Origin of the sequence: Mycobacterium sp. pUA109 (genome assembly GCF_041287095.1) — a bacterium.
GTDB lineage: Bacteria > Actinomycetota > Actinomycetes > Mycobacteriales > Mycobacteriaceae > Mycobacterium.
On sequence record NZ_JBGGKS010000014.1, the window covers coordinates 59,503 to 71,991 of the forward strand.

At 67.6% G+C, this 12,489-nt stretch carries 2 protein-coding genes; one reads left to right on the plus strand and one right to left on the minus strand.

Annotation, left to right across the window (positions count from 1 at the left end; genetic code table 11):
• The first annotated feature begins 15 nt into the window (after positions 1-15).
• Positions 16-11,070 (plus strand): type I polyketide synthase, encoded by an 11,055-nt coding sequence (locus ACAG26_RS16945; RefSeq protein ID WP_370484187.1) that lies wholly within the window; start codon positions 16-18, stop codon positions 11,068-11,070.
• A gap of 91 nt (positions 11,071-11,161) precedes the next feature.
• Here the strand turns inward: ACAG26_RS16945 and ACAG26_RS16950 are convergent, their stop codons facing one another.
• Positions 11,162-12,463: an MFS transporter gene (locus ACAG26_RS16950; RefSeq protein ID WP_370484188.1), complete on the minus strand. Its 1,302-nt coding sequence runs from the start codon at positions 12,461-12,463 to the stop codon at positions 11,162-11,164.
• Positions 12,464-12,489 lie beyond the last annotated feature (26 nt).

The window sequence follows — 12,489 nt, forward strand, 5'->3', positions numbered from 1 at the left end:
AGGGAGGACAACGGCATGGCATCCATGCAGGATCTGAAGGAATCGTCATCGGGCTTCGCGATCGTCGGCTACGCGGCGCGCTTTCCGGGTGCGGCTGATGCAGGTGAGTTTTGGGACGTGCTCCGCGACGGGCGGGATGCGATATCCGAGGTGCCCGAGGACCGGTGGGATGCCGACGAATTCTTCGACCCAGAGCCCGGCGCGCCCGGGAAGGTGGTAACCCGCCGGGCAGGTTTCGTCGATGACGTGACGGGGTTCGATGCTCCGTTTTTCGGTATGTCGACGCGCGAGGCCCGGTTGCTGGACCCGCAGCATCGACTCTTGCTGGAGACGGCGTGGCGGGCAGTGGAGCATTCGGGCACCGCGCCAACGGCTTTGGCCAACAGCAACACCGGTGTGTTCGTCGGTTTGGCCACCCACGACTACCTGGGAATGGCGTCCGACGAACTCACTTATCCCGAGATCGAGGCCTATATGGCCATCGGGACGTCGAACGCCGCCGCCGCGGGCCGGATCAGCTACCGGCTGGGGCTGCAGGGGCCGTCGGTCGCCGTCGACACGGCGTGCAGCTCGTCGTTGGTGGCCATCCATCAGGCGTGTCAAGCGCTGCGCTTAAAAGAATGTGACCTCGCGCTGGCCGGCGGTGCGAACGTCCTGCTCACCCCGGCGACCATGATCACGTTCTCCAATGCGCACATGCTCGCGCCCGACGGTCGGTGCAAGACGTTCGACGCCGCCGCGGACGGCTACGTGCGCGGCGAGGGGTGCGGCGTCATTGTCATCAAGCGGCTCGAGGACGCGCTCCGCGACGGCGACCGGATTCGGGCCGTCATCCGGGGCAGCGCGATCAACCAGGACGGCGCATCGGGTGGCTTAACGGTACCGAACGGTGTTGCCCAACAACGGGTTATCGCCGACGCACTGAAGCGGGCCGGTCTGGAACCCAGCGACGTCGGATACCTGGAGGCGCATGGGACCGGGACATCGCTGGGGGACCCGATCGAGGCCCAGGCCGCGGGTGCGGTACTCGGCGCCGGACGTGAACCGAGCCAACCGCTGTTGATCGGCTCGGCGAAGACCAACATCGGGCACCTGGAAGCAGCCGCGGGGATCGCCGGCGTCATCAAGGTCATCCTGGCCCTCGAAAACGAGTTGCTGCCGCAGCACCTGCACTTCCGCGATCCGTCGCCGCACATTCCCTGGGACCGGCTTGCGGTGCAGGTCGTGCAGCAGGCCACGCCCTGGGAACGCAACGGCAAGCCCCGTATCGCCGGTGTCAGCTCGTTCGGGTTCGCCGGGACCAACGCGCACGTCATCCTGGAGGAAGCCCCCGAACAGGTGGGCCAGCCCGCCGCCGAGCCGGGGCCGATCGCGGCGCCCGCCGACCGGCGGTTCAATATTCTTCCGCTCTCGGCGCGCACCCCCGCCGCATTGGTGCAGATCGCCGATCAATACCGCACCTGGCTCAACGCACACCCGGAGGCCACTCTGGCGGACGTGTGCTTTACCGCCGGGGTAGGGCGAGCCCACTTGGAGCACCGGGCCGCATTGGTAGTCAATTCCAAGGAATCTGCCAGCGAGTTGCTAGGTGCACTCGCCGAAGACCGCCCGGCACCCGGTCTGGTGCGCGGGGTATCCGACGACACGCCGAAAACGGCGTGGCTGTTCACCGGTCAAGGTAGCCAATACCCCGGCATGGCGCGGGAACTGTTCGATACCGAGCCGGTGTTCGCGGAGACGCTTACCCGTTGCGCGGCAGTAGTCGACGAGGTTCTCGAAAAGCCGCTGCTGGATGTCATTTTCGACACGGATGGTCCGGACAGCGAACAGACGCTGCGACAGACCTCCTACGCTCAGCCCGCCTTGTTCGCGGTGGAGATGGGCCTGGCCCGCCTCTGGCAGTCATGGGGTTTCGAACCCGACGTGGTGCTGGGTCACAGCGTCGGCCAATATTCGGCAGCGTGCGTCGCGGGCGTGTTCAGCCTCGAAGACGGTGCCCGGCTGATGGCCGAGCGCGGCCGTCTTTTCGGCAGTTTGCCGACCGGCGGGCGGATGGTCGCGGTGTTCACCGCCGCCGAGCGCGTCGAGAGCCTCACCGACGAATTCCCCAGTTTGTCGGTTGCTGCCTACAACGGGGCTAACACCGTACTGTCGGGCCCCGCCGAGGATCTGGACCAGGCGGTGGCCGCATTGACCGCCGACGGAATCCGGTGCGACTGGCTCGACACCAGCCACGCGTTCCATTCGGCGCTGCTGGATCCGATCCTCGACGAGTTCGAGTCGTACGCGGACCAGTTCACCTACAGCTCGCCGCAACGGATTTTGGTGTGCAACCGCACCGGCGCCACGCTCGGCAGGAGCGTGAAACTGGACGGCAATTACTGGCGTCGCCACGCGCGGCAGCCGGTGGAATTCGCCAAGAGCGTGCGGACGCTGGCCGACCTGGGCTGCAAGGTGCTGTTGGAGATCGGCCCGCAACCGGTGTTGACGGCCGCGGCTATGCGGGCATGGCCGGACCCGGCCACCGCACCGCGGGCGATCGCGTCACTGCGCCGAAACACCGCCGACCACCGACAGATCACCGAAGCCCTGGCTGACGCCTACGTCCTGGGTCACCTGCCCGACTTCGGCGCCGTCACCGGCCCGGCGCGCAAGCTCGACCTGCCCACCTACCCGTTCCAGCATCGCCAGTACTGGTATCGGGACAACCGGGAACGCCCCAACCAGCAACAGCACATCGCCACCAGCACCGAAGCCGTCCGCCTGCTTGAGGACGGCCGGATCGAGGAGCTCGCGGCCCTCCTCGACGGTTCCGACGGCGACCAGCAGACCCTCAAGGTGTTGACGAGGCTTGCCGCGCAACACAACCAGCAGCGCAAGACGCAGTCGATCGCGGACGCGCGCTACGAGTTCCGCTGGGAGAAAGCCACCGCCGCAAGCTCGGAGACGGAAGCCGGCGAGGGATCTGCCTGGCTGCTCATCGGCGACCACGCCGACGCGCTGCAGCCCCTGGTAGACGCGTTGACCACGCGTGGTCACCGGCATCGGGTCCTCGGGTTGCCGACGTCCGACGCGGAACAGGAGCAGTTCGAGGCCGCGCTGCGCGCGGCGGCGGCAGAAGAATCAACGTTGCGGATTCTGCATGTCGCGGCCCTCGACTCCGATACGGCACCGTCGACGGACTCGCTGACGCGGATGCAGCAGCGGATTCTGGGTGGAACACGGCGACTCTTCCGCGCCGTGGTGGCCGCTGAACTGCGCACACCCATCTGGCTTGTGACCCGCGGCGCGCAACGCGTCACCGACACCGACACCGTGTCGCCCGAGCAGGGTTGCCTGTGGGGATTCGGCCGGGCCGCCTCGCTGGAGCACCCGCAAGTGTGGGGCGGACTGGCGGACCTGGCGCACGGCACCGCCGACGAATGGTCCCGGTTGATCAACCAGGTGGCGGCCGAACCGCGCCGCGAAGACCAAGTCGCGCTGCGTGATCAGGCGGTCTACGTTCCCCGGCTGGTTCGCCGCGTCGAGCAGCCCAGCGCCACGCCGCTGGCGTTGCGTGACGATGCAACGTATTTGGTGACCGGCGGGTTGGGTTCACTCGGGCTGGAAATCGCCGGATACCTGGCCGGGCACGGCGCCCGGCAGCTGGTGCTCACCAGCCGACGCGCGCCCAGCGACGCCGCCCAGCGGCGCATCGATGCGTTACGCGAACAGCACGGCTGCGAATTCCGGGTGGTGGCAGCCGATGTCGCTAACGCGGACGACGTCGCGCGCCTGTTGGCCACCGTGCAGTCCGAACTGCCGCCGTTGGCCGGCATCGTCCATGCCGCGGGCGAGATCGGCACCACCCCGCTGAGCACCCTCGACGACGCCGAAGTGGATCGTGTGTTCGCCGGGAAGGTGTGGGGTGCTTGGTATTTGAGCGAGGCGGCCGCGGACCTGCAGCTGGACTTCTTCGTCAGCACCTCCTCGATCGCCTCGGTATGGGGCGGATTCGGTCAGACCGCGTATGGCGCGGCTAACGCCTTCCTCGATGGGCTGGCCTGGCGGCTGCGCGAGCGCGGCGTCTCGGGGACCAGCGTCAACTTCGGTCCGTGGTCGGCGGGGATGGCCGACGCGGAGGCTCGGGCGCGGCTGGATCGGCGCGGGATCCGGACCTTGTCGCCGGCGGATGCGCTGGCGGGGATGGCCGACCTGATCGCCGCGTCCGCCGCGCAGGGCGTGGTGGCTCGGATCGACTGGGCCCGGTTCCTGCCGCTGTACCAGCAAGCGGGCCGGCGCGCATTCCTGGCGGAGCTGGAGGGCGAGGTACCCGGTACGGCGCCGGTGTCAACGGCGTCTGGGAAGACCGAGCTGGTTGAGCGGCTCGCAGCAGCGCCGGTGCAGCAGCGCAAGAAGCTGTTGACGGATTACCTGCGCAACGCTGTCGCCGAGGTGACGCGTGTCGATTCTGCCGAGATCCGTGAGGACGCAGGATTCTTCGACCTCGGCATGGATTCGCTGATGGCCGTCGAATTGCGGCGCCGCATCGAGCAAGGCGTGGGCAAAGAGATTCCGGCGACCCTGGCGATGGACTACCCGCGGCTGTCCGACGTGGTGGATTACCTGCTCGGCGACGTGCTCGAACTCGCTGAGCAGGGATCTGCGAAGTCACGGGCTCAGCCGACGGCAGCGGCAACGCGCACCGATGAGCCGATCGCCATCGTCGCGGTGTCGTGCCGGTTCCCGGGTGCGCCCAACCCGGAAGCGTTCTGGGAGGTGTTGTCCGGCGGCGTGGATGCGATCCGGGAAGTCCCGGAGGACCGCTTCGACATCGACGAGTTTTACGACCCGGATCCGGATACGGCCGGCAAAACCTACACCCGCTTCGGTGGATTCCTGGACGGAATCGACGGATTCGATCCGGAGTTCTTCGGCATCTCTCCGCGCGAGGCCGTTTGGATCGAGCCGCAGCAGCGCCTGATGCTCGAAACGGTGTGGGAGGCTCTTGAGAGGGCCGGCTACTCGCCGGCGGAGTTGCGCGGCAGCCGAACCGGCATCTTCGCGGGGGTGGCCGCCAACGAATATGCCCATCTGTTGTCCGCCGAGTCGATCGACAAGATCGAGCCCTATTTCATCACCGGCAATGCGCTCAACGCCATTTCCGGTCGGGTTGCCTTTGCGCTCGGGCTGGAGGGGCCGGCGGTGGCGGTCGACACCGCGTGCAGCTCGTCGCTGGTGGCCGTGCATCAGGCCTGCCAGGCACTGCATTCCGGTGACTGCGATCTGGCGTTGGCCGGCGGTGTGAACGTCTTGCTGAGTCCGGTTACCGTTGTCGCGGCGTCGCGGGCCAGGATGCTGTCGCCCGTCGGGCGATGCAAGACCTTCGACGCCTCGGCTGACGGCTATGTGCGCAGCGAGGGTTGCGGGATCCTGGTGCTCAAGAGGCTCAGCGATGCGGTGCGCGACGGCGACCGGGTTGCCGCGGTGATCCCGGGCAGTGCGGTCAACCAGGACGGTGCGTCCAGCGGTTTGACTGTGCCCAATGGTGGTGCACAGCAGCGGCTTATCGGCACGGCCCTGTCCCGCGCCGGTTTCGCCGGCGGCGATGTCGACTACCTCGAGGCCCACGGGACGGGCACCCCGTTGGGTGATCCGATTGAGGTGCAGGCGGCCGCGGCCGTCTATGGTGCCGCCCGGGATGCGGATCGGCCGTTGCTGATGGGATCGGTGAAGACCAACATCGGCCATCTTGAGTCGGCGTCCGGGGCCGCCGGTCTGATCAAGGTGGTGTTGTCGCTGCAGCACGGGGTGCTGCCGCAGAGCCTGCACTTTGACAATCCGTCGCCGCATATCCCGTGGGATTCGCTGCCGGTGCAGGTGGTGGACAAGTCGACGCCGTGGCAGGCCAACGGCAGGCCGCGGCGGGCGGGTGTGAGTTCCTTCGGGTTCACCGGCACGAACGCGCACGTGCTGATCGAGGAGGCGCCAGCACAACCGGCAAGCCCTGCCGAGCACTCGGCCGACGACGACGTCGCGGTGGCGGCGCCGGAGACGGACGGGCGCGACGAGTCGGTCAACGTGCTGGCGCTGTCGGGCCGGTCACCGGAGGCACTGGTGGCCTTGGCGCAACGGTATGGCTCCTGGTTGGAGAACCAGCCCGAAGCCGACATCGCCGATGTGTGCCGCACCGCCGGAGTGGGGCGTTCGCATTTCGAACACCGAGCTGCGCTGGTGGTGGATTCGGTTGACAGCGCCCGTGCGGGCCTGGCCGAGTTGACCGAGAACCGGCTGCGTCCCGGCGTGCTGCGCGGCGAGTGCACCGACCGGCCGACGACGGCGTGGTTGTTCACCGGGCAGGGCAGTCAGCATCCGGGAATGGCGCGCGAGTTGTTCGATGCCGAGCCGGTTTTCGCCGAGACCGTGCGACGTTGCGCGGACGCGGTCGATCCGATCCTGGCGCGCCCGCTGCTGGAGGTGCTGTTCGCCACCGACCGCGAAACCGGCGGTGAGGCCGGCGAAACCCTCAAGCACACGTCGTTTGCACAGCCGGCGCTTTTCGCCGTCGAGATGGGTCTGGCCCGGCTGTGGCAGTCCTGGGGCATCGAGCCCGATGTGGTGCTGGGGCACAGCGTCGGCCAGTACGCGGCCGCCTGCGTGGCCGGGGTCTTCAGCCTCGAGGACGGGGCACGGCTGATGGCCGAGCGTGGCCGGTTGTTCGGCAGCCTGCCCGACGGTGGCCGAATGGTCGCGGTGTTCACCGACCCCAAGCACGTCGAGGAAGTCGCCGCCGAATTCCCGCGGGTGTCGGTCGCGGCCTACAACGGGCCTAACACCGTGCTGTCGGGCCCCGGCGCCGACCTGGAACAGATCGTCGACCGATTCGGCAACGACGGAATTCGCTGCAGCTGGCTGGAAACCAGCCACGCCTTCCATTCGGAGTTGCTGGAGCCGGTGCTCGATGAATTCGAGACCTACGCCGCGCGGATGCAGTTCGCTGCGCCGACGTTGCCGCTGGTCTGCAACCGCACCGGCACGGTGCTCACCGCGGACACCCCGCTCGACGCGCAATATTGGCGGCGGCATTCCCGCCAGCCGGTGCAGTTCGCCGAAAGCGTGCGCACCGTGGCGGCGCTGGGCTGCTCGGTGCTGATGGAGATCGGCCCGCAACCGGTGCTGACCGGGGCCGCGGTGCAGGTTTGGCCGGAACATCTGGCCGCGCCGCGGGCGATCGTTTCGCTGCGCAAGGGCATCGGAGACCGGCGCCAGATCGCCGAAGCACTGGCCACGGCCTACGTCAGCGGCCATCGGCCGAACTTCGCGGCGCTGCATCGTCAACCGCGCCGTAGGCTCGAACTGCCCACCTATCCGTTCCAGCGCCGTCGGTTCTGGCCCAAGTCGTCCGCCATCACCGTCGACGGTCCCGCGACATCCGGGCTGCTCGGCAGCGCAAAGGATCTGGCCTCCGGGGCCTCGGTCTACACCAGCAGGCTGTCCGTCAGATCGCAGCCATGGCTTTCCGACCACGTCATCTATGGCACCGTCGTCGTGCCGGGGGCGACGTATGCGGCGATGGCGCTGACCGCCGTCGGCACGCCGGCGCACGTGAAAGAGGTCTTCTTCTACGAGCCGATCATTCTTCCGGAGAAGGCTTCTCGTGAGGTGCAGCTGACGCTGCATCCGCTCGACAATGGTGACGGCTGGAAATTCCAGGTGCACAGCCGCCCCTACGGCGTTCGCGACGCTGACTGGTCGTTGAACGCGGATGGGATCGCAGTCTCTGGTGTGGGGGAACAACCGGAGGCCGATCCGGCAGAACCCGTCGACGCGGCGATCGAGCGGATGGAGCGCATGCGCCCGCAAGAGCTGTTCGAAACGTTCGACGACATGGAGCTGTCGTGGGGGCCGAACTGGTCCGGATCGCTGAAGTCGCTGTGGCTCGGCGAGGGCGAGGCGATCGGCGACATCTCCGTCGGTGAAGACCTGTCCGAAAACCTCGGGTCCGAGCCGATGCACCCGGTCCTGATGGACCTGTGCACTGGCGTCGCGTTCCCGGCCTTCCCGGCGCTGCGGGCAGCCGAACAGGGCGTCAACGGTCTGTTCCTGCCGCTGCGCTACGAGCAGGTGACGCTGCGGGAGAAAATGCCGCGCAGGTTCTACTGCCGGGCGAAGTGGCATACCAGCGAACTCGACAGCGAAACCCAGGTCTTCGACATCGACTACATCGACCGGGATGGCCGCCAGTTGGGCGGGATTCGCGGCTTCACCGTCAAACGGGCGCCGCGCGAGGCACTGCTGCGCGGACTCGGCGGCGACGCCACCCGGCTGCTGTACACCCTCGGCTGGCACGAGGTGCCGCTGCCGTCGGCGGGAGCTGACGACGGAAACGTCAGCGGCACATGGCTAATCGCCGGGTTCGGTGAACTGGCGGCCAAGCTGCCAGGCTGCATCCCTTTCGACCGGGCTTCGGACGCCGACCTGCTGGGCCAGGTACTGGCTCAGGCGCAGGAGAAAGGCATGCCGTACGCCGGTATCGTCTGGCGCAGTTCCGGGCCGAAGGCAGGGGAGTCGACCGCAGAATCCGTCACCCGGCTCGAGGGCGAGATCGAAAATCTACTCAGTGTGGTGCACACCGCGCAGGCCGACAACTCGCTGAAACTGCCCGGCGGGCTGTGGATCGTCACCGAACGAGCGGTAGCCACCGAATCCGGTGAGCCGGTCGACCCGGTACAGGCCGCGCTGTGGGGACTCGGGCGAACGATCCTCAACGAGGAGCCAGGGCTGCGCAGCAAGCTGATCGATGTCGACGGTTCGCCGGAGGCCGTGAAGCTGCTGACCGGTCTGCTCGGTGCGCCGGTAGACGAGCCGGAACTCGCGCTGCGGCAAGGAAAAGCGTTGGCATCCCGGTTGTTGCAGTGGTCGCGTAGCGGCCACCTCACGGTGCCGCGCGCAGATGATTACGCCCTGCTCCCCACCGAGCGCGGCGCGATCGACAACCTGCGTCTGACTGAGAAGGAAGTGCCGCCTCCGGACGAGGGCTATGTGCAAGTCCGGGTTGAGGCTGCCGGCCTGAACTTCCGCGATGTGCTCAACGTGCTCGGTCTGTACCCGGGTGACCCGGGGCCCGTCGGCGGCGACTTCGCCGGCACCGTCACCCAATTGGGCGAGGGCGTGACCGGACTGGAGGTCGGTCAGCGTGTCTACGGCACCATGCAGGGTGCGTTCGCCAGCAGGTTCAACGTGCCAGCCCAGTTCCTGGCGGCGATCCCGGACGGGGTGAGCGCGGTGGAAGCCGCGACCATTCCGGCTGCGGCGCTCACGGTTCGGCTGTCGTTCGACTGGGCGAAGCTGAATCCCGGCGACAAGGTGCTCATCCATGCAGCCAGTGGTGGTGTTGGTCTGGCCGCCATCCAGATGGCCCAGCAGCACGGTGCGGAGGTATACGCGACGGCCAGCACCTTCAAGCGGGCGACCTTGCGCAATCTCGGCGTGAAGCATGTATACGACTCGCGCACAACCGATTTCGCTGATCAGATATTAGAGGACACCGGCGGCTCGGGTGTTGATGTAGTACTCAACTCCCTGACCAGCGAAGGGTTCATCGAGGCGACCGTGCGGGCCACCGCCAAGAACGGCCGTTTCGCCGAGATCGCCAAGCGCGACATCTGGACTCCCGAGCAGATGGCCGAGGCCCGACCCGACATTGCCTACGAGATCGTCGCGTTGGACACGGTAATGTTCACCGAACCCGATCGTATTCGCACCTTGCTCAGTGAGGTGTCGGAAGGGTTGGCGAAGGGGGAATGGGCGCCACTACCCGCCGAGGTCTACCCGTTGACCGAGGCCAGGACGGCGTTCCGCCGGATGCAGCAGGCGCGGCACATCGGCAAGATCGTGTGCCAGATGCCGAACCCGCTACAGCCGCGCGGTGATCGCAGTTACTTGATCACGGGTGGACTCGGTGCGATCGGTCTGCACACGGCGTCGTATCTGGCCCAACTCGGTGCCGGTGACATCGTGTTGACCAGCCGGCGTGCGCCCGACGCCGACGCGCAGCGGACAATCGAGGAGATCACCGAGCGGTACAAGTGCCGCATCCACACCTTCGCGGCCGATGTGGGCGAGGAGTCCGAAGTCGAGAAGCTGTTGGAGCGCATCCGCGCGGAGTTGCCTCCGCTCGCGGGAGTTGCGCATCTCGCCGGTCTGCTCGACGACGCACTGCTGTCCCAGCAGGGCCTGGACCGGTTCCGAACAACGTTGGCACCCAAGGCGTTCGGTGCGCTGTATCTGGACCGGTTGACGAGGGACGACAAGCTGGACTTCTTCATCGTGTCCTCCTCGGTGTCCAGCCTGCTCGGTTCACCAGGCCAGGCCAACTACTCGACAGCCAACGCGTTGCTCGATGGCCTGGTCGCGGACCGGAAGGCGCACGGCTTGCCGGCCACCGGGGTCAACTTCGGACCCTGGGGCGGGGGCGGTATGGCGTCGTCAGATGCCGCGAGCACCAATATCAGTGCGCAGGGCTTGCTTCCGCTGGAGCCGTCGGCTGCGCTCGGTGCGCTCGCCGAAGTTGTCGCCAATGGCACCGGGCAGGCAACTGTCCTCAAGGCCAACTGGGCGCGAGCGGCGAAGGTGCTGGGCAGCTCCCGTCCACCGATTCTGGATCTGGTGTTGCCGAGCGAAATGAGCGAGGCGGTCGACAGTGAGTTGCTCAAGCAACTGCAGGAGATCCCGGTGGCGCAGCGCGCCGGTTTCATTACCGAGTTCCTGCAGCGCGAAGTGCAGGGTTTCCTGCGGCTCGCGCAACCGCCCGCCGCGACCAGTCGGTTCTTGGATCTGGGGACCGACTCGCTGATGGCGGTCGAACTCCGCAACCGGTTGCACAGCCAGTTCGGTGGCGCGTTCACGATCAACGCAACCGCGGTATTCGACTATCCGACGATCGGCGGGCTCGGAGAGTACCTGGCCAACCAGATGCCGGATGCGGAGCCTGAATCAGCCGAGCCGCAACCCGAGTCAGGGTCGACCGAGGCGGAATCCGACACGCCGTCGGACGAGACGGAAACCGTCGCGGCCGCCGAGCCGAGCTGACGGCAACCGTGTCGCGACACTTGGTCGCGACACGCAGCCGGTCCTGCGATCGAGCCCAACGATGTGCTCGATCGCGGTCACCCGGCTTCGGCTAGATCGCGGTGCGGGGCACCCGCACCGCGATCATGGCCAGCAGACCCGCCGCCAGGACCGCGCACAACCCGCCCATCCCGGCCCGGTCGGCGCCGAACAGGTCCACGAAGGTGAAGAACATCCACGGCGCCAAAAACGACGCGGCCCGCCCAGTGGTGGTGTAGAGGCCGAAGGCCACACCTTCCTTGCCCTGCGCGGACATTCGCAGCATCAGCGCCCGCGCGGAGGCCAGGATGGGGCCGACGAACAGGCACAGCAGGAGCCCGCAGATCCAGAACGCTTGCGGCCCGGACGCGCTCAGCAGCGCCACGCCGATCGCGATCATGATGGTGAGCGAGCCGGTGATGACGGGTTTGGGGCCCACCCGGTCGGCGAGCAGACCGCCCACCACCGCACCGATCGCCGCGACGATGCTGACGCACACACCGAATATGAGCACGTCGGCTTGCGATACCCCGTACACGCTGACGCCGAGTACCGCGCCGAACGCGAAAATGCCGGTCAGCCCGTCGCGGAATACCGCGCTGGCCAGCAGGTAGTAGACCACGTGATGGTCGCGTCGCCACTCGCTCTTCACCTCGCGCCACAGCGCGCGATAGGCGCTACCCAGCCCGGCGGCCGGCCGGGGGTCGACGGCAGCCGGTGCGCGCACCAAGGCCAGCAGCGGGCCCGCGAACACCGCCAGCCACGCCGCGGCCACCACCATCGCCACCCGCACGTTCTGGCCGTCGGCCGCCGCCAAGCCGAACGCGCCGCGGGTGTCGCCGTCGCCGCCGATGAAGCCGACGTAGAGGATCAGCAGCAGCAGCACGCTGCCGAAAAACCCCGAGGCCGAGCCGATTCCGGAGATCCGCCCCATGTTCCGCGGCGTGGAGATTTGGCTCAACACGGCGTTGTAGGGCACCGTCGCCAGGTCGCTGCACGCCGCGGTGCAGGCCAGCAGGATCAGGCCGGGCAACAGGTAGTGGTAGTCGGTCTTGATGAGGCTCATGGCGGCGGTCAATGCGATGACCACGCCGGTGAGTATCGCCAAGGCGGTACGGCGACGGTGGGGGGCGTCCACCCAGACCCCGGTCGCCGGCGCCAGGAACGCGACGAACAGCCCCGCAAACGTCAGGGCCCGGCCCAGCCAGCTGGCGGGCGTGGTGGCACCGGGCAGCCCCGCCCCGACCGGCCCGGTGAGGTACACGGAGAAGACGAACGTGATGACCACGGCGTTCACGCCCGTTGCGCCGCAATCCCACAAGGCCCACGCCACGATCCGGGACCGCGAGATGGCCGGTGATTCAACCGTGCTCATGGCTGCACTCTAGTGCCGTGTTCACA

What these genes read in the sequence shown, in the direction of transcription:
- ACAG26_RS16945 (WP_370484187.1), top strand. Translation starts at nt 16, where the DNA reads ATGGCATCCATGCAGGATCTGAAGGAATCGTCATCGGGCTTCGCGATC.
- ACAG26_RS16950 (WP_370484188.1), bottom strand. Translation starts at nt 12,463, where the DNA reads ATGAGCACGGTTGAATCACCGGCCATCTCGCGGTCCCGGATCGTGGCG.